The organism is Paenibacillus sp. J31R98 (assembly GCF_056269245.1).
Map to the genome: position 1 here is coordinate 1,006,182 of NZ_JBWDNO010000001.1, position 22,696 is coordinate 1,028,877.

Sequence of the window (22,696 nt, forward strand, 5' to 3'; positions counted from 1 at the left end):
TATTGATGGACAATATGATCAATGACATGCTGCAAACGACGGACTATGCGAAGAAGAGAGAAGCCTTTCATAACTTGAACAAGCAGAATAAACGCTACAAAAAAGGAATCGGTGCTTCCCTTTTCCTGCATGGCTGTGGATTCACAGGGAGCGGTGAACGAGACCATATTAAAGCTATAGTGAAGTTAGCCAAAGATGAAAACGATCAAGTATTAATCAAGATTTCCAACTCGGATATGGGTCAAGGCGCGATTACCTCGATGTGCAAGATTGTAGCGAATGTAATTGGATTGCCTTACGATGCTATTTCGTTCCCCTATCCAGATACGAAGGTAGTTCCGGATTCCGGTCCAACCGTAGCATCCAGAACCACGATGATTGTCGGCAAATTGCTGGAACGAGCCGCAAGTAAGTTAAAGGCGCAGTGGCAAGATGGCGCAGCTCAAGAAGTGATTGAACATTATGTTCATGAACAAATGATCCCGTGGGATGAGAGCAAATTTACGGGGGACGCGTACCCTGCTTATTCGTGGGGAGTGAATATCGTGGAGCTCGAAGTGGATACCTTAACCGGATTTGTGAAAGTGGAGAAGGTTTACGGCGGGTTCGATATCGGCAAAGCAATCGATGAACAGATCGTTAAAGGTCAGATCGATGGCGGCATGGCACAGGGACTCGCTTACGGGAGTATGGAGAAAATGACGTCTAATCGAGGCCGAATAGAGCAGAAGAGCATATCAGACTACGGGCCTCCTACCGCTATGGATGTCGTCCGAATCGAAAGCAAGCTGTATGATAATCCATTCGCGGGCGGACCTTATGGCGCGAAAGGCGTAGGTGAATTGCCGCTGACCGGAGGGGCTCCCGCGGTGCAAGCAGCAATCGAGAATGCATTGCAGGTCGACTTCTATCACATCCCCATCACACCGGAATTGATTATAGACAGCTTGATGAAGAAGGGAGGGAGCCATGGATGAAATTCCGTCTGAATGGAACGGAGGTAGAAACAGAAGCTCCTTCTACCGTAAGATTAATCGACTTATTAAGGGATGAGTTCCGATTAATCGGCTCCAAAGAAGGCTGCGGCGAGGGAGAATGCGGAACTTGCAGTGTCCTAGTCAATAATCGTTTGCAGAATAGCTGCCTTATTCCCATTGGCTCCATCGAAGGAAAGGACATCGTTACCATTGATGGATATTGCAGCACGGAGCAGTTCCGTGTGTTAAGCGAATGTTACTCTGAAGCGGGCGCGGTTCAATGCGGCTTCTGCATACCGGGAATGGTTATGGCAAGCGCAGCCCTGCTCATGAACAATCCTCATCCTACTGAAGATGAGATTCGTGTAGGAATCTCCGGCAATTTGTGCCGCTGTACCGGCTACAATATGATTGTTGATGCGATTGACTTGGCCGCGAAGAAGGGGGATGGCTTATGGTAATGAACGCCATAACTTCCTACCGGGAGATAAGCTTGGATGATACCATCTCCAGGCTGAGCAAAGAAGAATGCCTCATCATCGCAGGCGGCACGGATGCCATGGTACAACGTAAAAGTCCGCGAGGCGCTCCGGCAAACTTTGATAAACCTGTTGTTTTTATTGATCATTTACAGGAGTTAAAACAGATTTATGAGAAGGGGAAAGATCTTCATATTGGCACTTGCTGCACTTATAGCGAAATGATGGAACATGCCCTCATACCGAAGATTATCAAGAAAGCCATACATGAAATTGCTGCGCCGGCGATTCGGAATCGAGGCACGATTGGCGGAAATATATGCAATGCATCCCCTGCAGGGGATACATTGCCATTGTTATATATTTGCAATGCGAGAGTACGACTAAGGTCCGCTAAAGGCGAACGGGTAGTCGAGCTTCATGATTTTATTCAAGGACCAAGAAAAGTTTCAAGGAATCAAGATGAATTGGTCACTGAAGTTATCTTGCCAGAGTTGCTGGAGGATCGTACTCACTTTACATTTGAGAAAGTGGCAAACAGAAGAGCAGATGCCATCGCAAAAATCTCATTCGCAGCATCAATGCGCTCGGAGAATGGCATGATTCGTGATGCACGCTTTGCCTTCGGCGCTGTAGGACCAACCGTTGTGCGCGCGATGGATATTGAACATAAATTATCGGGGCAAGCCTTCCCGCTCAATGATCAGATCATCGATGCGGTTGTTGCTGATTACGATCACATTCTACACCCAATCGACGATCACCGCTCCACGGCGGTTTATCGGAAGACAGTGGCACTCCGTTTATTGCGTCACTTTCTGGAGAACACAAAGATGATTACTTCAGAAACTTAACGCCTGTCATTTCCTCGCTGAGCTGCCACAGCCTGGCCGCTAAAGCAGGATCTATAGCCCAAGGAAACACGCCTTGTACAACTTGTCCCAAGCCATCTAAGCCATCCGGTGATATCAGTTCGGCAATATCCACATCCATACAATATACGCCGCCTTTTCCATCTAATTGAGGGCTTGTCGCACACCATATGCTGGTAGCTGCGCCTTGTTCGGCCGTTTTGAATTCTCCGCCTGCCGCAATTTTCTCTTCTTCCGACATATGGCGAACCAAGTCAGTCATAATTCTGCCGGGATGAACGGAGAATGCGCGAACACCATGTTGATATCCCAGGCGATCCAGCTCAACCGCAAATAACGCATTGGCCGATTTAGACTGCCCATATGCTTTCCATTTGTTGTACTCTTGGTGCTCAAAGTTGGGGTCTTCAAAGTCAACGCCACCGAATCGGATGCCGGTTGAGGATACCGAAACGACTCGAGCCTTGTCTGCTTGTTTCAAGGCTGGCCATAGCCTTGCGGTCAATTGGAAATGACCGAGATGATTGGTTGCGAATTGGGATTCAAAGCCGCGGGCGTCGCGTACAAGCGGCGGAGCCATGATGCCTGCATTATTAATAAGCATATCTAGCGGACGACCTGAATCCAAATACCTCTGGGCAAATGAATCGATAGAAGAGGGGCTGAAGAGATCCAATGCTTCGAGTTCTACGCCAGGAATACCCGCAACCATCTGAGAGGCTTTGTCCGGAGTGCGTGCAGGGACGATGACCTTCGCGCCTGCTTGAGCTAATGCCCGCGTCGTTTCAAGACCGACGCCGGAGTACCCGCCTGTTACGATTGCATGCTTACCGCTCAGGTCAAGTTTATCAAGAACTTCTTGAGCGGTGGTTTTCGGACCGAAACCCGAATGTATAGGATGCTGTGGTGTCGTATTGTAGTCCATTTCTATTTGCACAATTATTTGCCTCCTAAGCCTGAACGTGACATCAATTCTTGAAAATGTTCGAGTTTGCGTGTTATCATGGCAAGCGCATCTTCTGTTTCGGCCATCTGTAACTCGATTTGAATCTTGTGCTGATGAAGCCTTCTGTCCATTATTCATCCGTTCAACAGGCGGGAGCAGACCGCTTTTCTCATAATAACGAATCGTATCATAGCTAAGACCGGTCTCATTGGCGATTTCTGATATTCTATATATCCGCTCCACCTCGATCATTCACCTCCTCGAACGCATCATAGCGTATGGAGTGTACTCCATGTCAATGCGCATATGAATGTGCTGGCTATCCATTCTTTATGATTGAAAAAACCATCGCCTCAAGAAGACGATGGTTTTTTGTTATCCGCCAATTTCGATTCAATCGAAGCAAGGAGCTGTTTGATCTGCACCAGTTCAGCGTTGAACTGTTCCTTGTTGCGGACACCGTTTGCTTCAATGCGGTGCAGATGGTTCTGCATATCCTCGATTTCTTGTTCAGCCTTATAGTTGATGGCGAAATCGATGACCGACTCGTGCTTGTCCCGGGCATTTTGCCGATTCTGGCTCATCATGATGATCGGCGCTTGGAAAGCAGCCAGAAATGACAAGCACAAGTTCAGCAGAATAAACGGCGGTTCGTCAAAATGAAACGATGTGATAAATGGAATCGTATTCCAGATCATCCAAACCACAAGGAATCCGCCGAAGTATCCGATGAATATCCAGCTCCCGCCAAGCTTGGCGATGTTATCGGCGAGGCGATCTGAGAAGGAAGAATTAACCGAATACTCTTCATCCACGCGGCTCAGTATGCTTTTCTCGTAATCGTCGACCAATCCGTCGATGCGCTGGGCGTTCTTCTCGCTGAGCTCAATGTCAAAGCCTTGAATGATGGAAGCTTCATCGAATTCGGCATCGGTTATTGCATGGTTCGTATCCACTGTTCAATCTCCGCCTTGGCATGCAATTCGTGCTTATTTTCACTGCTGTTAGGGTTTACCCATTCGGACGTTCATATTCAATTGGCCCCCATGAATTGGCCTCGATCCGAAGCTGTTCGTTTCATGCCGATCCACACGGCTCCTACGATCACCAGAACGAGAAATGCTGCGCCGCAAGTTAGGAACAAAGTCTCCAGATGATGTGCAACGTACAATTTCGCACCGATTACCGGACCGGCGGCCATGCCTAGATAGCGAATAAAGTTGTATACACCGACAGCTGTGGCACGCTCCTCCGGAAATTGTTCCGCCAAGATAGTCATTGGCAGCGATACGGTCAATCCCATGGCCAAACCGAACAAAGCAACATCAGCAATCAGTGCCGGCAGCGACAAACCGGCTGTTAGCGCAAACAGAATGACGGTGCACGACTGGCTGAGGAATGTACCGATCAGGCTTGTTTTGTTGCCGAGTTTGTTACGCATCCAGCTGCCGATCCGAATGCTGGCGATGGTGCAAGCTGACATAACGAGCAGGACAATGCCGATCTTGCTTGCCGACATACCATAATAATCGCTGAGAATATGCGGCAGGAATACGATATAGACCAAGTAAACGGCGAACTGCACGAAGCCGTAGAGCAAGACAACCGCGCTAAAGGAATCGCGAAATACAACGCCGAACGATTTCAAAGCTAATGGCGCAGTCACCGCTCCTTGAGGGCGAGTCTCGGCCAGCAGCTTCATGTTGGCGATCAGCAGAATAAGGATGAGAACGGTCAAGAATAGAAATACGCCTTGGTAACCGAACCGCTCACCGATCAATCCGCCGAGCAGCGGTCCGACAGCCGGAGCGACAAGCAGCATCAGTTGGTACGTAGCCATCCCTTTGGAAAGTTCATTGCCGCGGAACAGATCACCGATAACGGCCGCACCTACCACTGGAATTGCTGCTGATCCGATCCCTTGAAAAATGCGGAAAGCCAGAAACAGGCCAATGGAATGCGACAATGCGCAGCCGAGCGACGCTACTGTGTAAATAACTAGTGCCGGTATGAGAATTTTCTTTCTGCCTTTCGAATCGGCGAGTGATCCGAACACGACCTGCATGACTGCGAGCGCGACAAGGAATAAGGACACGGTCAAGCTCATCATATCGTTCGAAGTATGCAGTTCGTGCTGCATATCGGAGAGCAGAGGAGTGTATAAATTCTGTCCGAGAGAACCGGCAAAAGCACTGAATCCAAGCATGTACAAGATGAGTTTGAGTTTCATGATTATCGACTCCTTTCGTAAGTGACTGACGATCAGTCAGTTGTTATCTGATGTCTTTCATTTTACTGACTAATAGTCAGTCAGTCAATAGTTTGACTTAAAGTCAGTCAATTCTTACAATACGAATAAGGAACTAACAACGGGAAGGATTGTGTTCACGATGCGAATATCCAAGAAACCGGACATCAGACGCCAAGAAATCATAGATGTTGCTTTAGCGCTATTTGGCCAGAAAGGTTTCGAACAAACAGCGGTCAGCGATATCGTCAAAACGATAGGCGTGGCACAAGGGACGTTCTATTATCACTTCAAGACGAAAGCCGACATCCTGGCAGCGATTGTTGAAGGCTTGGTTACAGAGAAAGTGAATATGGTCAAAGCATTAGTCGAGAGCGATCTGGCAGCGAGAGATAAACTTGATGCCCTTGTGCGAGGAGATTCGCCTAGTCAAGAGGGGGACGGCAGCTTACTTGCGTTTCTCCATCACGAGAACAACGCGTTCATCCATCAGAGAGTCCTCGTACAGACCATCCAACTAAGCGTGCCCTATGTCGTGCGAATTTTGGAGCAAGGCGTCGCAGCAGGCAACTTCCGTATTCAGCATCTGCAAGAAACAGCCGAATACTTGCTCACTGGGATTCATCTCATGTTTGACCCTGGCATATTCGCATGGCCTGAGGGAGAGCTATCGCACAAAAAGCTGGCTTTTCAGCAAATTATTGAACGGATGCTTGGAGAAACTGTAGGTAATGGATGACACAAGGTATGTGAGGGGGAGTTAGCGATGTCTCAATTAATCGCAGATATTAAGATACCCGACAGTAAGCTAGCCGCCCAAGCAGCTGAATTATTGCGCGAGCATGGCGACGAGCTGTTGTGGAACCACTCGAACCGGGTATTCTTGTTTGCAGCTATGAAGGGTAACCTCAATCAAATCAAATATGACCCCGAACTACTCTATATTAGCTCGCTGTTTCATGATCTTGGCCTCACTGCCGCATTCCGAAGCGCAGACAAACGCTTCGAGGTCGATGGGGCAAATGCTGCCCGCGATTTTCTCCAGAGCAGAGGTGTCCCTGAGGAGTCTATCCGGCTCGTATGGGATGCTGTTGCTCTTCACACGACCACAGGAATCGTGGAATATAAAGAAGCCGAAGCAGCGCTTATGAATTTCGGCGTTGGCTATGATGTGGTGGGGAAGAACTTCGATCTCATCTCGGCCGCAACGCGAGAGCAGGTCGTCAAAGCCTTTCCTCGAAACGATTTCAAGCATAAGATCTTGCATGCTTTCTTGGATGGATTCGGATACAAGCCGGAAACGACTTACGGCACGATCAATGCCGACGTCTGTGAGATGTTTCTTCCGGGATTCAAACGGCCCAACTTCTGCCAGCATGTTCTTCATTCCAGATGGGATGAGTAGCCATTGATTCGAACAACCATTCGAAGCGACCAGTCAGGGAGACACTGAATGGTTGCTTTTTTTTTCATCAGATGCAGCGGATTTCTTACTCATGCCGTCTAATAGGTTGGAGGTGGTTATAGTGAAGCCGGCCGGCTTGAAATATCATAAAGACTTCTCGCAAGACCCTGCTGAGGCGCTCGAGCAGCTTATGGAAGCGTTCGGTACCATCGTAATGCGTACAGCCTACTTCTACACAGGCGATCGTCATCTCGCTGAAGATATAAGCCAGGACGTTTTCTTGCGAGCGTATCGGAATTGGTCATCGTTTCGGGGGGCTAGTGCCGTTAGCACATGGCTGACAACAATTACAGTGAATGTATGCCGTGACAAAATGGGAGTTCGGATGTTCACGGAGCAGCCGACCGATCTCAGTCATAAGGAGCTGGGGCGAACAATCAGCGTCGAGGATCAGGTGCTCGAGCAGCTGATGAAGAGCGAAGTGCTGCAGCATGTGCTGCAGTTGCCTTTGCCCTATCAGGAAGTGCTGTATCTGTATTATTATCTGGAGCTAAGCACCAAGGAAATTGCGGATGCCACTCGGGCTCCCGAAGGAACAGTGCGGGGAAGGCTGCATCGGGCGCGCGAGCTGCTCTCCCGTCGAATGGATAAGGAGGAGTATGCAAATGACAGACATGGATCATAAATTAGGTCAGCAGTTAAGAGAGGAGTCGGATGAGATGCTGTTTGCCAATATTAAACTTAGTGATCAAATGAAGCAGAAGATACGGCAGCAAGCACAGCAAGAACAGCAAGAACAGCAAGTACAGCAAGTTCAGCAAGCAGCTGTGAAGGAGAAAAGCCGCAAATTCGTTTTCTCGAAAGCTTGGAAGAGCGGAGTTGCCGCAATGGCCGCGGCAGTGCTCATTATTGCTGGCATTCTGGCGATCCAAGGACCGTTCGCACAGTCGCCAAATCAGAATCAAATTGGCAGCGTAGACACGCCATCGACGAATGGAGGTGTCTCTGGCTCAGAGCTGTCCCAATTGGTAACCACGAAGCTTAACACGTTGGAAGAAGCGCAGCAGGCGTTCGGTTCTGGTCTGGTCGTTCCGAGCGAATGGCCGCAGGGCTTCGCACTCAAGGAGATCACTGCAGTCGGGATGAGTGGCGAGCCGGCGAGGGACATTCTGTTCACGTATATCTCTGGCGACAAGTCGATTACGTATTCCGTAAGCCGCATGCAAGCCGCTTTTCCGACTGATCTATTCACCAAGACGAAGATTGGCGGGAATGACGGATTAATCTTTGAACAGCCGGAGCTCACTGAATTGTATTGGATGGTGGATGCGGTCCAATATTCCATTGTCGGCAATCTGACTGGCGATGAAGCAAGGAAGGCTGCAGAGTCAGCGAAGTAAGGCGAGGAATCGATTGAAACCGTCCATTGGGACGGTTTTTTCTTTTGACTTTTTGTAATTAGAACAATATAGTAAGTAGTAAGTAATAAGTAGTAAGTAGTAAGTAAATGCAGCCGAAAGGGTGAGACGATCATGTTAACGAATTTATCCATCCCTCAAGAGTTTGTCTTGCTTGCCTTAGATCGTGAAACCAACAAATTGAAGTCGATGTTTCGCATGAATGTTGCCTTGTATACGATTATGGCTTGCATGGTGGAGCTTTCGATCCGTGGCAGCATTACTTTTGAAGAGGATGATACAATTCGAATTGCCAACTCTGCAACGACAGGCGAACCCTATCTGGACAGATTGCTCGAAGTGATCTCAACCGAGAAGCCTAAGAAGCTGAAGAAGTGGGTTTCTTACTTTTATTACAGACAAAGGGAAATATATAAAATGGTTGTAGAAAGCCTTGTAGATAAAGGCGTTCTGGAGATTGAGAATACGGAAGTGCTATTCGTTGTTCCCGTAAAGAAATATTCGGATATCGCAAATACACGGACCCACATAGTGGAGAAAATACGCGCGGAGTTATTAGAAGATGGGAATGTAGACGAACATACAGCAGCATTAACATTATTCTTATATACGAAGAGCATGATTAACGATTATTTTTCTGATTACGAACTTAAGACGTTGAAGCACAGACTTGAGGTCTTGCGTAAAGAGGACATTTATAAAAAAATAAGAACGATTGAGATCACGATTTCAAATATCGAATCAGGAATGTAGCCTCGAGTGCAGCAGAGGAGAATAAGATGGGGAGAAAACGAAGCTTAGATAAAATTTCAACATCCGAGTATGTGAGTATCAGCGAGTTGGTTGAACTTTCTGGCGTTCGATACAGCACCATTAAGTATTACACGGAAGAGAATATGATCGCATTTGAGCAAGAGGATACAAGGCTGACAAGAAGATATCCGCGTGAAATCGCACTACAGCGACTTGAGGCCATTCGTGTCATGAAGGAAGTAGAAGGATTGACGATCAAACAGATTAAAGAGAAATTATGAGTATGGAAGAAGCATTACTTTTGGCATAGCGCATGCAAACGAACATGCGTAATGACCAAGGGCGATGCTTTTTTTTGTTGCACATTCATGACTTTCATCAGATTTGGCGATTCGCTATCCTTGGTAAGATCAATGTGCAAGGATGAAGGCAAGAACAACAGGTACAAGCGAACCTAATCTGGATTAGAGAGGATATGGTGCATATGCTTCGCAATTTATTCATGACCCGAATTAAAGAGGCATTCCAGGCTTATGGCAAATGGATTGAGGAGAATCAATACTACCTGGATTGCTACGATTGGTAAACCCAGCCAGAACATGTATATAGATGAACACAACGGATATCCTTATAGTTGTTTCCAGAAATCAATATGAGATGATGAACAGGAGAGTATGCATAATGGACAAAATTGAAAAGAAGCTATACACAGCGAGTGTTAACGTTCAAGGTGGAAGAGATGGCAAAGCGGTTTCCAGTGATGACCGGCTGAATGTGGATTTGCGATATCCGACGGAATTAGGCGGTAACGGTGAGGGTACGAATCCAGAGCAACTGTTCGCCGCAGGCTTTGCGGCTTGCTTCGAAGGCGCGATGGGCACCATCATGCGAATGAAGAAAATCAAAGCCGATGGCATTTCCATTGTGTCTAACGTCACGCTCGGCAAAGATGCGAACGACGGATATGCGCTCTCTGTAGCAATGGACGTTACTCTTCATGGCGTAGAGCGCAGTGTTGCTCAAGAAGTCGTCGATGAAGCGCATAACGTTTGTCCTTATGCGAAAGCGACTCGCGGCAATATTGAATTTGTTGCAAACCTGGTCAGCTAAGACTTCAAGCAGCTACGTTAGGAGGTCGTAAAGTGGAGATCCATTCATTAGTCAAGGAAACGTTCCAGGGACAGATCGATCATGGAATCACGCTCGTAGACTTCTTCAGATCTGGAGACGAGCTTTGTCAAGAACAGCTTCAGATTGATCATAGCCTAGCTCAAGACGTAAGACATCAAGCAGCTGTAGCCAAAGTGGATATTGATCAGGAGAAAGAACTCGCGATGGAATACGGTGTGTCGAGCGTGCCGACATTAATGCTGTTTAAAGATGGCTATAAAGTAGAATCTTTAGTCGGACAACAAAGCAAAGATGTATTGCAGAAGCATATCATTAGCTATGCAACGATGAGTGATTCTTGCGTGTGATGGTCTTTACTAACGACGCAAACGTATTTTAGCGCAAGCCCAGGATGTTATTCCTGGGCTTTTTTCTTATGCGAAGAAGGCAACTATTGCTTCGTAGATGGAGGTGAAACAGAATATTAGGAATACCCTAAAAAAATTAATAACAAAAAAACTAAAAATTGCAAAATCGATATACTAATTTTTTACTGTTTGCTATAGTAGAGTTGTGGAAATGAAATCGCTTACCGAAACAATGCCGCTTGATGAAGGGGGATTGATTTTGCGTGGATTAGAGGCTTCAGGAGCTCCAATATTGGATGTCCGCAACGTGACGCGCGTTTTCGGAAGAGGAGAAACACAAGTTTACGCACTAAGAGGCGCTACGCTCAGCGTCGGTACGGGTTCTTTAATTGCATTGAAGGGGCGTTCCGGCTCGGGCAAGACGACCTTGCTTAATATTATGGGCGCGCTGGATGCTCCGAGCGAAGGCTCGGTCTTCTACGGCGACAGAGACGGAAGCCGAATGAGTGAACAGCAGAAGAATGAGATGAGAAAGAGAGAAATCGGGCTGATTTTTCAATCGTTTGCTTTGGTTCCGTACTTGAGCGCGTTTGAGAATGTCGAACTGGGACTTCGGATTGCCGGCGTGCCAGCTTCTGATCGCAAACGGCTGGCCGAGGAATCGCTTGCCTTCGTCGGGTTGGCGCAGCGGATGCACCATCGTCCGCAGGAGCTTTCCGGGGGCGAGCAGCAGCGAACCGCGATCGCGAGGGCTATCGCCCACAAGCCGAAGCTGATCCTAGCGGACGAACCGACGGCCGAATTGGATTCCCGAATGGGCAAACAAATCATTGAAGTATTCCGTGAACTGGTTGGCACCTTAGGCGTAAGCGTCGTGCTCACAACCCACGACCCGCACATCATGGATCTCGTCGATCAGGTTCATGCACTGGAGGATGGACGAATTGGTTCGGAAAGCATCAAGCTTGTATAATGCCCGGGCGCTTGCGCTCGGCGTGCTGCTCATCGCAAGCTCCGCTTCGGCAGGCTGCAGCCTGCTGCCGAAAGAGCAAGCGCCGTTAAAGCCTCCGCTCGTCAAGCCTGCGCAGGCCGAGGTTCGGACGATCGACGCCAAGAACGGAAGCATCGTGAAGCAGGTCGCGGGCTCCGCGACCTTCGTGCCAACCAAGATCGAGTACTACCAACTGCCTGATGCCGGCGTCATTCATTCGGTGGACGTCAGGGCAGGCAGCGCCGTGAAGAAAGGCGATGTGCTCGTAACCCTTGAGAACAACGGTTCCGACATCGAACTTCTGGAACGCCAGATTGAATACGAACGCAAGAAGAAGACGCTTAACGACTCGGTCAAAGCCGGAGACGTGGAAAGCATGCATATCGCCAAGCTGGATTTCAAGCTTGCGGAGCTGCTGTACAACAAGGCGAAGTCGAGGGTCGACAGCAGTGTCATACGTGCCAAGACGGAGGGAGTCGTCTCCTATTCGACTGATTTGCAGCCAGGCGATCATTTCGATGCGGAGAGGGTACTGACAGCGGTCGCTCAGCCAAACGGCATGCGATTGGCTCTCGAGGTGGCCGCGAATCCGGCGCTGGCCGATATTAAGATCGGAATGGCAGCGGATATCACATATAAGGACAAAACATACAAAGGCAAGGTGGCGCAGACTCCTGCCTCCGCACCGGAAACCGCTGATGAACGGCTTCGCGACGAGTACAGTAAGACCATTTACATCGAGCTGAACAAGCTGCCCGAAGGTGCCTCATTCGGCGCACATGCGGAAGCGAAGATCATCGCAGCTCGCCGCGATAACGTCATCGTGCTTCCGAAGAGCGCAATCCGCGCGTATTTTGGCCGGACGTTCGTTCAGGTGATGGAAGGGGAGCGGCGCAAGGAGATCGATATTGAGACTGGTCTTACAACCGCGACGGAATACGAGATCGTGAAAGGCGTACAGGAAGGAATGAAGATCATTCTTCCGTAAGCCACCTGGGGGGATCGAGGGGATTATGTCCGTTCTCATCATGCTTCTGCGAAAGATGGCCAGAAACTATTGGCTCGTCATCTGCTTGTTCGGCGGTATGCTCCTATGCATCGCGCTGACGTCAAGCATGCCGATCTATAAGAACGCCGTGCTGCATCACATGCTCGTGCAGGATTTGGAGCGGAGCTACGAACAGACCGGGGATCACCCAGGTATGATCGCCGCGCAGTTCACCATGCAGACTGACGATGCGAAGGTACAGGCGAATATATTGAACCGGTTCGACACTTATTGGACATCGCACATCGCCGGTAGTCCGCTGCTCCATGTCACGCAGGATCAGCGATTGGTCGAGACGGTTCGGTTCGGGCTTACGCCAGCCGATCCTACGCGCGTCGATCCGAAAGTAAAGCGCAGCGCCAAGCTGGCCATGCGCTCCGGCATTGAAGAACATGTTCGGCTGATCGATGGGAAACTGCCTTCGGCGGCGAAGACAAACGGTGTCTATGAGGTCATGGTCACGGACAGCGCGCTCGGACAGCTCGGCATGCTGCTCGGGCAGGAGTACGACATCAAGGATCCGAAGGTGAAGGATCAAGTGATTCGCATCAAGCCCGTCGCCGTCATCGTGGAGAAGGATCTGAACGATCCTTTCTGGGGTATGCAGGATTTAAAGAACGATCAGAACACGCTCTTCATGCCAGATCAACTCTTCAAACAGGATTTCATTGCGAAGCGTCCGATCATCATCGGTAAGCTTGGCGGGACGGCGATCGGGGATTATTCGCAATTTGATCTCGATACGGCGGCCTACGTCCTGCAACTGAAGACGAACCTAGCGCCGGATATGATGGGGGCCTACAATTATTCGGTCAGCTCCTCAGTGTCGGTGCCGGGCAGCGAGGCGATGACAGCTTACAGCGAAAGGGAGAAGACGCTGCGCACGCTGCTCTGGTCGCTTAACGTGCCATTGTTTATTCTCATCACATTCTACTTCTACATGGTGACGAGCATGCTCGTCGAGCGCCAGCAGTCGGAAATCTCCGTGCTTCGCAGCCGCGGAGCGTCGCGATTCCATCTCGTCTTGATGTATGCGGCCGAATTCGGGTTGCTTGCCATCGCGGCCTTCGCCATTGGTCCTTGGCTTGGCGTCGCCTTTACGCGCGTCCTTGGATCGACGAGCACCTTCCTGAATTTCGTCGACCGTGGATCGATGAAGGTGGAGATGAATGCGGATAGCTGGAGATATGCGGCAGGCGCGGTCATTGCCGCCTGGGTACTCAACCTGATTCCAGTCTACATCGCAACGAAAAATTCAATCGTCGACCAGAAGCGCGCGAAGGCGCGTGAAGGCAAAAGGCCCATCTGGCAGCTATTCGGCGTCGACTTCGTGCTCATTGCCGTCGCGTTATACGGCCATTACATGTTCCGGCAGCGGATGTCGGACCTCGTCAAGCTGGGACTTGACGGCAAATCGCTGTCCGCCGATCCCCTCCTTTATACAATCCCGACACTATTCATTCTAGGGTTCGGCTTACTAATGATTAGGCTGTATCCTCTGTTCGTGGCGATTTTCTACCGAATGGGCCGCAAGCTGTGGGCTCCTCAATATTACACGACGCTGCTGCTGGTCATTCGCCGGAATCGCATCTACCACGGGCTCATGCTGTTTCTGATTCTGACCGTAGGTACTGGCATTTATAATGCCAATACGGCACGCACGCTGAACGTGAACATGGAAGACCAGATCTGGTACGCAGCCGGCAGCGACATCGTGCTTCGCCAGCACTGGGAGAACGATGCACCGCAGGCCGCTTCGCCAATTCCGCAGGCGACACAGCCGGTGCAGTCGGCGCCGCCGCCAGACATCATCCACTATATGGAGCCGCCGTTCGAACTAATCGAATCGCTGCCTGGCGTCGATACGGCCGCCAAGGTGTTTACGAAGGAAGAAGGGGAAGCCTGGCTGGGCACGAAGAGCGGCAAGGTCAAGCTGGTGGGCATCGACACGGACGCTTTCGGCAATGCTGCGTGGATGAAGGACAGTCTTACGCCGTACCCGTTCTATGAATATATGAATTTGATCGCATCGGATACGCATGCGGTGCTGCTCTCGACAACCGCCGCCGATTATTACGGCGCCAAAGTCGGCGATACGCTGGATGTCGGCTGGGAAGGGATTCGTCCGACGCGCCTCGTCGTATATGGCATCGTACCGTATTTTCCGGCATTCAACCCGAATCCGGTCGCTGGACCTAAGGAAGGCGACGGGAAGCCGCGGAATCCGATGCTGATCGTCGGTCACTTGGATACGATCCAGAACGAGCTCGGCATGGAGCCGTATGACGTCTGGCTGAAGCTGAAGCCTGGCGTGGACAGGCAGACGCTGCTTGACGAGATGGATAAGCGCCAGATCAAGCTCGAGAAGTTCGAGGATACGATCGGCCAAATTTCCGAGAGCCGAATGGACCCGTTCCGGATGGCGATCAACGGCGTCATGACGCTGGGGTTCATCATTTCGCTTGCGATTAGCTTCCTTGGTTTCATGCTCTTCTGGCTGCTCTCGCTCCAGGGACGCATGCTGCAGTTCGGCATTTATCGCGCGATGGGAATATCATTCAAGCAGCTGCTCGGTATGATAACACTAGAGCAACTGCTGACGACGGGGGCAGGTTTCTTCATCGGTATTGCGACCGGATTCGCTGCAGGGCAGATTTACGTGCCGTTGTTCCAGCTTTCCTTTGACCCCGGCCGGATCGTGCCGCCGTTCCAAGTTATTTCCGATCACGCGGACGTCTTCAGGCTCGGCATCTCGACCTGTTTCATGCTTGCCGCCGCGCTTGTCATTCTGACTTGGCTGCTGAAGCGGATGAATATTCACCAAGCGGTCAAGCTCGGGGAGGATTAGCTATTGATTACGTGCGAGAATCTAGTTAAAATCTATAAAACTGCCGAAGTAGAAGTCGTTGCGCTGCAAGGATTGAATTTGCAGGTGAACCAAGGCGAAATGATCGCTGTCATCGGCAATTCAGGCAGTGGCAAGTCAACCCTGCTCAACATGCTGGGCGGCTTGGACCGCCCCTCGGCAGGACAATTGTCGATCGCAGGCAAGGATATGCTGAAGCTGACCGACAGCGAGCAGAACGTCTATAAACGTGAAACAGTCGGGTTTATATGGCAAAATAAAGCGCGAAATCTCGTACCTTACTTGACTGCAAGAGAGAATGTTGAAATTCCGATGCTGCTGCATGACCGGAAGAAGAAACGGCTCCGGGCGATCGAGCTGCTCGAAGCAGTTGGGCTCGGTTCTCGGACCGGCCACAAGCTCCAGCAGCTCTCGGGCGGCGAACAGCAGCGCGTAGCCATCGCGATCGCGCTAGCCAATCGGCCGAAGCTGCTGCTCGCCGACGAGCCGACAGGCGCGCTGGATACGAGGACGTCTGACCAAATCATGGCATTGCTCCGTAAGCTGAATGCCGAGATGGGCCTCACCATCGTCATCGTGACGCATGATTTGGATTTGGCGAAGCAGGTGCAGCGGGTCGTGCTCATTCGGGACGGCCGAACTTCGTCTGAGATGATTCGGCGAACGGATGAAAGCGTGGCGGGGGAGGAGTCAGGAGAAGAGACGGAGCTTGATACCCATATTGAATATGCCGTCATGGATCGTTCCGGCAGGATTCAAGTGCCCGAGCGATACTTGGAAGCTGTAGGCGCCAAAGACGCGGACAAGGTATTGCTGCGACTGGAAGAGGATCATATCGTTCTGCGCCCCGTTGCGCCTGCAGGCAAAGCGGAGGGCTGATCGATCGAACAGAGTCACGTCTAAACGAAAAATATAAAGAGAAACGGACGGGTCATCATGAGAGGAAAAGTGAGAATTCAAGAAATCGCCGATTTAGCAGGTGTATCCAAGTTCGCCGTCTCTCGGGCATTGTCTGGGAAGAGCGGCGTAAGCGCCCAAACGCGGGAGAAAATCTTGCGCGTCGCAGGCCAGTTGGGTTACTTCAAGAATAACGAGCAGCAGCAGCAACAGCAGCAGCGCTTCACGGGCGAACTGCAAGAAATAGAAGACATCAAGTGGGACGGCACGATCGTTGTCATGTTTCCGAACTTGCGGTATCAGAACCGGGAACACATCTATTGGGGACCTGTATTCGAAGGTGTTTCCTCGCGCCTTCGTCAGCGCGGGCTTGACATTATTACCATAACAGAGCCTTCCGATGATAATGTCTTCAAGCTGCTGAATCCGGATGCAATTCAGGGCATTATTACGATTGGAACCGTCTCGACGCAGATTTTGCTTAAGATCAAGCAAATGGATATTCCTGTCGTCATGGTCGACCACAGCGATCCCGTCTTTGCGTGCGATACGATCTTTACGGATAATTTCAACAGCATGCAGCAGATGATGATGAAGTTGATCAGCAAAGGCTACCGCAAATTTCAGTTTGTCGGAAACATCAAGGATGCCCAAAGCTACTTCGACCGTTGGCTTGCGTTCCGTTCCACGCTGGAGAGCTGCGAGATCGAGCTGCATCAGGACCCGATGCTGATCGGTCCCGAAGCGCAGGATATCTTCCTCTTGTTCAAGCACTATAGGCCGGTCGAGCTGCCGGAAGTTTACGTATGCGCGCATGACGTCAATGCGAGGTTCTTCATTGAGCAGCTTGGCTATCTAGGAATCGAAGTGCCAGCTCGCTGTGCGGTAACTGGCTTCGACAACACCTGCCATACCCATCCGATTCTTGCGACGGTGAATGTGAATAAGGAGCTGCTCGGCATGCGTGCCGTGGATCAAATGCTGTGGCGCATTCAAAACCCTGGAACCGCTCATGAGAAAAAACTGATTTATGCGGACGTTATTCTAAGGGAGAACTACGCCTACTTGCTGAATGGGGAAGTCGAGCGGGTAGAAGCCGATGCGGAAGCTCAATAGCTTGTTTCGGTTAACCTAAAATTTTGCTAAAGAATTTGGTTGGGATTGCTTTCTGTTTGTTCCCGTTTGGAAATATCGCATGACCGAATAACACTCACTTTTCCCTCTGCCAGTTAATACGGACCGTTCCTGGGGTCTCCGCTTCTCCGTTTCGTTTGTAAGTGCTGCAAACGATAACGATAAGAGGCGGAGGCTCCTTTTTGCATACGAATGAAGGCTATTGAAACACCCTAATTAAATAACAAAATGAAAACAAAATTACAATAATGTTGCAAAAATGTTGTGAAAGTTGCAAAAATTGAATTGACTATTTTTGGCTGACGATGCTATTATTGGCATGTAAGTCATCAAACACTTCGCAAACCGGTGGTGATGGGGGTACGATAAAACAAAGAATGAAAACGGTTACGAAGCAGAAAAACGAATAAAACACCTCGGAAACCGGTGGACCTTGCCGGAGCAAACAAGTATTGCTCACTAAAAAGCGGGAGGTTGTTTTGCAAATGAAAAAAATGAAAGCACTTACAATTTTGCTTGCGGCAACAATGCTTACCTTAACGGCGTGCGGAAGCGGCAGTAACAACTCAGGCGGCAATACCGCTGGCAATCAGCCTGCCAACGATGCGGGAACAAACACGGCAACGGGCAATGACGCTGCGGCGAACAACACTTCGTCAGGCAACGACGCCGCCGGTAATAACGCAGCAGCGACGAATGATGCAGCACCAGCTCCAATCGACCTTGGCGGGCGCGAAATCCATATCTCCGCATGGTGGGACGGAACGCCGAAGGGCGACACGGCCGATTCCAAGAAAGCGCTCGATAAACTGCACGAAGTCGAGAAGAAATACAACGTCAAGATCAAATACGACAACATCCCGTTCGATAAATACATGGATAAGTTCACAACGGCCGCACTATCCGGAACGCCAATGGCCGACATCTCCATCCTTGAATTCAAGCGTGCGCTTGCCCCGATCAAACAAGGCTTAATCCTTCCACTCAGCGAGTACACTCAAGCTACTAGCGATATCAACAACGAACAAGAACACACCATCAAGCTTCCGCAGCTCCTTGGCGAAGAATATTTCTTCGGCGGCAAGGGCGTATCAACCGTAGGCATGTTCTACAACCGCGATCTCTTCAAGAAACTGGGCTTGCCGGATCCGCAAGAGCTGTACGCGAACGGCGAATGGAATTGGGACAAATTCCTCGAAGTCGCGAAGCAAGCGACGACGGATACGAATAACGATGGCAAGCCGGATACATGGGGCTTCGCGGACTGGGCGCCAGGCGCGGCTCGCGACTTCGGCGCAACGAACGGCGCGCTGTTCGTCAACGACGACCTGACTGTCGGCTTCACAGATCCGAAGATGATCGAAACGTTGGAATTCATCAACCGGCTCTACAACAAAGAAAACGTCGTGAAAGTGAAGAAGGGCGACAAGAACAGCTGGGATGAAACGTCCACGTTCAAAGACGGCGACGTTGCAATGTCCTCGAACTTCGACTGGAACGTCGGCGGTCTGCCGTTCGAAGTCGGCGTCGTACCGAACCCGCAAGGACCAAGCGGCGACGGCAAATACACTTACGCGAACACCGCTCAGAACGGCTGGGTTATTCCGAAGGGCGTAAAAGAACCGCAAATGGTTTATCAAATCTATGAAGAACTGCAAGACTTGCCTTCAACGGAAGAGTACCTCGGCCAAAACGGACTGGAAGCGCTCTTCAAAAGTCAAGCGGACATCGATATGGCGCTGGAGCATATCAACAATACCGGCCGTATCTCGCTTGAAGAGGGCGTTGCCGACTACCCATGGTTCGCGGTCTTGGATGACATCATCAAGAAGAACCAATCCGTTACGGCTACAGTCGAGAAGTATAAAGCACCTGCACAAGCCGCTCTTGATAAATTGAAATAATTTATTGACACTTGCTGGTATTGAAGGGAGGGGAGACCGGATGTGCCGGTACAACCCTCCCTTTTTATGCAAATCATGCCTAACAATCAGCAAATAAACAAGATAACAAATACCAAACATGAGGATAACGTGGTTGGTATGTAGATAGTTAGTTATTTTCCAGTAGGACGATGGTACTCGAGTGCGCTTTCGTCAGCGGAATGCGTGATCCGCAGATCAAGCCGCCGCCTAGGAGGGCTGACATTGAAAGGGAGAAAACGGCTTAAGAAATGGGGAATGACCGCCGCATGCGTCATCATCGCGATTGTACTGCTCGTCGTGTGGACAAGGTCGGGCAATGACGGCATGGCAGCCGCGGGCAGCCAATCGGCATTCGCCGAAGGCGCTTGGTCGACGCTTCAGGATGGCCGCGGCGATTATGCGGAATATCTATCGAAGCATGAGAACACCGGCTTCGCCAATCAGGAGCTTGTTCTGGATGCCACCAATTATGCCAAGACGGAGGGAGACGGCTTCGAGAAGCTGGACAATTATGAAGGCCAGCCCGGCACGTCGCTCAAGACCGGAGAGCAAGGCAGCGTTTCCTGGGACATCGATGTAGCGCAAGAGGGATTCTACAACATTGCGCTTCAGTATTACCCAATCGCGGGCAAGAGCTCGAGCATCGAGCGCTCACTGCAAATTGACGGCGTCGTTCCGTTCACGGAAGCCTCCTACCTGCAATTCGATCGCGTATGGGACAACGAGCTGGAGCATGTGAAAGCAGACAATCTAGGCAACGACCTGCGCCCGGAGCAAATCGAGAAGCCGGCATGGCGCGATGCGCTGCTCGAAGATTCGGACGGCTACTATGCCGATCCGTTCAAGTTTTACTTGAGCGCCGGCCATCACACGCTCACATTCGTCTCGCAGCGGGAGCCGATGGTCATACATCAGCTGAAGCTATATCAGCAACAGCAGCCCGCAACATATGAAGCAGCGCTCAAGCAATACGAGAAAGACGGACTGAAAAATGCGGGCAGTCAGCTGATTACCGTTCAAGGTGAGGCAGCCGTCGCGAAGTCGTCACCGACACTGTATCCGCAGACAGAGCGTTCCACCTCCTCGGTTACGCCTTACAGTCCGAAGCTCATTCGAGTCAATACAATCGGCGGTTACAACTGGCGTCTGCCAGGGCAGTGGATCGAGTGGGAAGTAGACGTGCCGGCAACGGGACTCTACAAGATCGCCATGAAATCCAAGCAGGAGTTCGTCCGAGGACTGTACTCGACGCGCCGTCTGCTGATTAACGGCGAGGTTCCTTTCAAGGAAGCTGAGCAGATCCCGTTCCGCTACAAGAACGGTTACCGGATCGACGTGATGGGCGGCGACGAGCCTTACCTGTTCAAGCTCGAGAAAGGCAAGAACATCATTCGCATGGAAGATACGCTCGGCGAATTCGCTCCGCTCATCCGCGAAGTGAAAGAGAGCCTGTACAATCTCAATGCTATGTATCGCAAGATCATCATGATTACCGGCGCATCACCGGATAAGTACCGCGATTACCGTTTAGACAAGCAAGTGCCGAAGATGCTGGAAACGTTCCAATCCGAGAGCGACCGGCTGACCGCCGTCAGCACCGAGCTGAAACGGCTGTCGGGCGGAAGCAGCGACTCCGAAGCACTTCTGAAGACCATGGCGCTGCAGCTGAAGGAATTAGTGAAGGAGCCCGATACGATTCCGCGTCGCCTTGCCGCATTCAAGAGTAACGCCGGCGGGCTTGGCACTTGGCTGCAGAAGGCGATTGAAATGCCGCTCCAACTCGACGAGATTTACATCGCTCCGCCGGACAAGAAATTCCCTTCGTCAGGAACGGGCTTCTTCTCCAAGCTGAAGCATGAGCTGTCGACGTTCGCGTATTCCTTCGTAATCGATTACAACCAAATCGGCAACGATTCGGACGCGAAGAGCCAGAAGTCGATCACCGTCTGGATCGGCAGCGGCCGCGATCAGGCGAACACGCTGAAGGCGATGATCGACGAAACGTTCACGCCGGAGACGGGCATCAACGTGAATTTGAAGCTCGTACAAATGGGCACCTTGCTTCCGGCAACCTTGGCTGGCCGCGGTCCGGACGTCGCGATGCAGATCAGCAACGACATTCCGGTCAACTACGCGATGCGCGATGCAGCCGCGGACTTGTCGCACTTCTCCGATTATCAGGAAGTGGCGAAGCGGTTCCGCGACAGCGCCCTTGTTCCATACACGTATGAGAAGGGCGTATATGCACTGCCGGAGACCCAAACCTTCAACATGCTCTTCTACCGCAAGGATGTGCTCTCGGAGCTGGGCCTAGAAGTGCCGCAAACCTGGGACGATGTGTATAAGCTTCTCACCGTCCTGAGCAAGAACCGGATGCAATTCGGCATGCCGATTACGGTTCCGCAGACATCAGTGCCAGTGCCTGGCCAGAACATCCCGCCGAACTCGATCTACGGCTCGCTGCTGATGCAAAGCGGCGGTCAATTCTACCGCAACGATGGCAAAGAGTCCGATCTGGATTCGAAGATCGGCGTCGAAACGTTCAAGACATGGACGGACCTGTACAGCGACTACAAGCTGGAACGCGAATTCGACTTCGCGAACCGCTTCCGAACCGGCGAGATGCCGATCGGGATCGTGGATTACACCACATACAATCAGCTCACCGTATTCGCCCCGGAGATCCGCGGCATGTGGGGCTTCGCGCCAATTCCGGGCACGAAGGAGCAAGATGGCACCATCCGCAGAGATACGCCGAGCACGGGCAACGGCACGCTGATGCTGAGCAGCGCGAAGGACAAAGACGCGTCCTGGGCATTCATGAAATGGTGGACCAGCGAGAAGATCCAAACGAATTTCGGCCGGGAGATGGAAGCGCTGATGGGAGCTTCCGCGCGATATCCGACGGCGAATATCAAGGCGCTTGACAGCTTGCCTTGGCCGGTCGTCGATTACGATAACCTCAAAGCGCAGTTCGAATATGTTAAAGGCGTTCCCGAGGTGCCGGGCGGCTACTTCACCGGACGTCATCTGCAGAATGCGTTCTTGAAAGTGGTTGTCGAGAAGAATACGGAAGCGCGCGAATCGATTATGGATTACACCCAGTACATTCAAGACGAAATCAAAGCGAAGCGCAAAGAATTCGGCCTGTCGGAATAAGGAGGGATCCACGTGTCAACGATCGGTACACCGAGTCAAACTTCAGTGACTGTAGCCGCAGGGAAGCCAGCCGTAAAAACGACAAGTTGGTGGGCGATCA

At 50.9% G+C, this 22,696-nt stretch carries 22 protein-coding genes and 1 pseudogene; 18 read left to right on the top strand and 5 right to left on the bottom strand.

Features of this window, described 5'->3' with window-relative positions:
* The first annotated feature begins 26 nt into the window (after positions 1–26).
* The 3 genes from AC0YNX_RS04575 to AC0YNX_RS04585 are packed head-to-tail and all read left to right on the top strand — an operon-like array spanning position 27 to position 2,310.
* Entirely contained in the window at positions 27–977 is a 951-nt protein-coding gene (locus AC0YNX_RS04575; RefSeq protein ID WP_475815177.1) for a xanthine dehydrogenase family protein molybdopterin-binding subunit, read from the top strand.
* Positions 974–1,438 (top strand): (2Fe-2S)-binding protein, encoded by a 465-nt coding sequence (locus tag AC0YNX_RS04580; RefSeq protein ID WP_475814452.1) that lies wholly within the window; start codon positions 974–976, stop codon positions 1,436–1,438. The genes AC0YNX_RS04575 and AC0YNX_RS04580 overlap by 4 nt, the downstream gene beginning before the upstream one ends.
* Positions 1,432–2,310, top strand: a complete 879-nt coding sequence (locus tag AC0YNX_RS04585) for an FAD binding domain-containing protein (RefSeq protein WP_475814453.1) — start codon at positions 1,432–1,434, stop codon at positions 2,308–2,310. Before AC0YNX_RS04580 ends, AC0YNX_RS04585 begins: the two co-directional genes overlap by 7 nt.
* Here the strand turns inward: AC0YNX_RS04585 and AC0YNX_RS04590 are convergent.
* The 5 genes and pseudogenes from AC0YNX_RS04590 to AC0YNX_RS04610 form a co-directional block, all read right to left on the bottom strand.
* Positions 2,294–3,259 carry an oxidoreductase gene (locus AC0YNX_RS04590; protein ID WP_475815178.1) on the bottom strand — a complete coding sequence of 322 codons (966 nt, stop codon included), beginning with the start codon at positions 3,257–3,259 and terminating at the stop codon, positions 2,294–2,296. The two genes, AC0YNX_RS04585 and AC0YNX_RS04590, sit on opposite strands and share 17 nt — an antisense overlap.
* Positions 3,260–3,267: 8 nt before the next feature.
* On the bottom strand, positions 3,268–3,405 hold the full coding sequence (locus tag AC0YNX_RS04595; protein WP_475815208.1) for a hypothetical protein: 138 nt from the start codon (positions 3,403–3,405) through the stop codon (positions 3,268–3,270).
* Between the two features lie 13 nt (positions 3,406–3,418).
* Positions 3,419–3,526, bottom strand: a pseudogene (locus AC0YNX_RS04600) (MerR family DNA-binding transcriptional regulator); the annotation flags it as partial.
* Between the two features lie 101 nt (positions 3,527–3,627).
* Positions 3,628–4,230, bottom strand: coding sequence for a DUF1003 domain-containing protein (locus AC0YNX_RS04605; RefSeq protein WP_475814454.1), 603 nt, complete (start codon positions 4,228–4,230; stop codon positions 3,628–3,630).
* Positions 4,231–4,307: 77 nt separating this feature from the next.
* Entirely contained in the window at positions 4,308–5,504 is a 1,197-nt protein-coding gene (locus tag AC0YNX_RS04610; protein ID WP_475814455.1) for an MFS transporter, read from the bottom strand.
* Between the two features lie 160 nt (positions 5,505–5,664).
* On the opposite strand from AC0YNX_RS04610, the gene AC0YNX_RS04615 reads away from it, so the two are divergent.
* The 15 genes from AC0YNX_RS04615 (at position 5,665) to AC0YNX_RS04685 (ending at position 22,596) form a co-directional block, all read left to right on the top strand.
* Positions 5,665–6,261, top strand: a complete 597-nt coding sequence (locus AC0YNX_RS04615; RefSeq protein WP_475814456.1) for a TetR/AcrR family transcriptional regulator — start codon at positions 5,665–5,667, stop codon at positions 6,259–6,261.
* A gap of 27 nt (positions 6,262–6,288) precedes the next feature.
* Complete coding sequence (locus AC0YNX_RS04620) at positions 6,289–6,927, top strand: HD domain-containing protein (RefSeq protein ID WP_475814457.1); 639 nt, start codon at positions 6,289–6,291, stop codon at positions 6,925–6,927.
* Positions 6,928–7,048: 121 nt separating this feature from the next.
* Positions 7,049–7,612 carry a sigma-70 family RNA polymerase sigma factor gene (locus AC0YNX_RS04625; protein ID WP_475814458.1) on the top strand — a complete coding sequence of 188 codons (564 nt, stop codon included), beginning with the start codon at positions 7,049–7,051 and terminating at the stop codon, positions 7,610–7,612.
* Complete coding sequence (locus tag AC0YNX_RS04630) at positions 7,593–8,327, top strand: DUF4367 domain-containing protein (protein ID WP_475814459.1); 735 nt, start codon at positions 7,593–7,595, stop codon at positions 8,325–8,327. Before AC0YNX_RS04625 ends, AC0YNX_RS04630 begins: the two co-directional genes overlap by 20 nt.
* Positions 8,328–8,459: 132 nt before the next feature.
* The gene (locus tag AC0YNX_RS04635; protein WP_475814460.1) at positions 8,460–9,098 is read left to right on the top strand and encodes a GOLPH3/VPS74 family protein; all 639 of its coding nucleotides are present in this window, start codon (positions 8,460–8,462) and stop codon (positions 9,096–9,098) included.
* 71 nt (positions 9,099–9,169) lie between these two features.
* Positions 9,170–9,379 (top strand): helix-turn-helix domain-containing protein, encoded by a 210-nt coding sequence (locus AC0YNX_RS04640; protein ID WP_475814461.1) that lies wholly within the window; start codon positions 9,170–9,172, stop codon positions 9,377–9,379.
* A 400-nt stretch (positions 9,380–9,779) separates the two neighbouring features.
* A complete protein-coding gene (locus tag AC0YNX_RS04645) occupies positions 9,780–10,208 on the top strand; it encodes an organic hydroperoxide resistance protein (RefSeq protein ID WP_475814462.1) in 429 nt (142 codons plus the stop codon).
* Positions 10,209–10,240: 32 nt separating this feature from the next.
* On the top strand, positions 10,241–10,576 hold the full coding sequence (locus AC0YNX_RS04650; RefSeq protein ID WP_475814463.1) for a thioredoxin family protein: 336 nt from the start codon (positions 10,241–10,243) through the stop codon (positions 10,574–10,576).
* A gap of 232 nt (positions 10,577–10,808) precedes the next feature.
* Entirely contained in the window at positions 10,809–11,549 is a 741-nt protein-coding gene (locus AC0YNX_RS04655) for an ABC transporter ATP-binding protein (RefSeq protein ID WP_475815179.1), read from the top strand.
* A complete protein-coding gene (locus tag AC0YNX_RS04660; RefSeq protein WP_475814464.1) occupies positions 11,521–12,555 on the top strand; it encodes an efflux RND transporter periplasmic adaptor subunit in 1,035 nt (344 codons plus the stop codon). The genes AC0YNX_RS04655 and AC0YNX_RS04660 overlap by 29 nt, the downstream gene beginning before the upstream one ends.
* 25 nt (positions 12,556–12,580) lie before the next feature.
* Entirely contained in the window at positions 12,581–15,463 is a 2,883-nt protein-coding gene (locus AC0YNX_RS04665; RefSeq protein WP_475814465.1) for an ABC transporter permease, read from the top strand.
* A gap of 3 nt (positions 15,464–15,466) precedes the next feature.
* Complete coding sequence (locus AC0YNX_RS04670; RefSeq protein WP_475814466.1) at positions 15,467–16,360, top strand: ATP-binding cassette domain-containing protein; 894 nt, start codon at positions 15,467–15,469, stop codon at positions 16,358–16,360.
* Between the two features lie 57 nt (positions 16,361–16,417).
* Positions 16,418–17,494: a LacI family DNA-binding transcriptional regulator gene (locus AC0YNX_RS04675; protein WP_475814467.1), complete on the top strand. Its 1,077-nt coding sequence runs from the start codon at positions 16,418–16,420 to the stop codon at positions 17,492–17,494.
* Between the two features lie 503 nt (positions 17,495–17,997).
* The gene (locus AC0YNX_RS04680) at positions 17,998–19,416 is read left to right on the top strand and encodes an ABC transporter substrate-binding protein (RefSeq protein ID WP_475814468.1); all 1,419 of its coding nucleotides are present in this window, start codon (positions 17,998–18,000) and stop codon (positions 19,414–19,416) included.
* A 276-nt stretch (positions 19,417–19,692) separates the two neighbouring features.
* Entirely contained in the window at positions 19,693–22,596 is a 2,904-nt protein-coding gene (locus tag AC0YNX_RS04685) for an extracellular solute-binding protein (protein WP_475815180.1), read from the top strand.
* Positions 22,597–22,696: the final 100 nt, after the last annotated feature.